The 517-nt window shown below is 77.8% G+C and carries 2 protein-coding genes; both read right to left on the bottom strand.

Features of this window, described 5'->3' with window-relative positions; translation table 11 throughout:
* A partial coding sequence (gspM, locus tag N790_RS05920; protein WP_043802020.1) for a type II secretion system protein GspM occupies positions 1–240 on the bottom strand: 240 nt, incomplete at its 3' end.
* Positions 237–517 (bottom strand): hypothetical protein (locus N790_RS16370; RefSeq protein WP_043802017.1); only part of this gene is annotated, 281 nt, incomplete at its 5' end. The genes N790_RS16370 and gspM, both read right to left, overlap by 4 nt.

Raw genomic sequence — 517 nt, 5'->3', positions numbered from 1 at the left:
CTGCGCGGACGCGGCCGGCAGCGCGGCGAGGGCATCGACCACCTGCAGCGCGGCGGCCTGTTCGGCCACCGCGCGGGCGTGCCGCGTTTCGGCGGCGTCCGCCCAGGCGCGCAAGGGCGCCGCGAGCGCGAACCAGTAGAGGAACGCGGCGATGGCCGCGACCATCAGGGACAGCATCCGGCGCTCGCGCGGCGAGCGCGCCTGCCAGGCGGAAGACAGGGAGGCGGGGACGAGGGTCATGGCGCGTCGCTCAGCAGGAGTTGGGTGTGCCAGCGTTCGCCGGCGGGTTGCGGAGGCTGGTCGGCCAGGCTGACGCCGCGTTCGGCCAGGGCCTGGCGCAGCGGGTCCAGCGGCGCGGCGCCGTCGTGCTCGAGCGTGGCGGTGAGCACGCCGTCCTCGCCCAGCGACAGCGCCGCCAGCCGGGTGCCCGGCAGGGTGGACTGGGCTTCGAGCAGGGCGGAGGCCAGCACGCCGAAGCGGTCGGGCGCCTGGCGGCGCGCGAGTTCGGCGCGGGCGC

This window comes from Arenimonas malthae CC-JY-1 (assembly GCF_000747075.1).
Classification (GTDB): domain Bacteria; phylum Pseudomonadota; class Gammaproteobacteria; order Xanthomonadales; family Xanthomonadaceae; genus Arenimonas; species Arenimonas malthae.
Note: the sequence above shows the minus strand (reverse complement) of the source record. Positions and strands in the feature narration are given on the sequence as shown.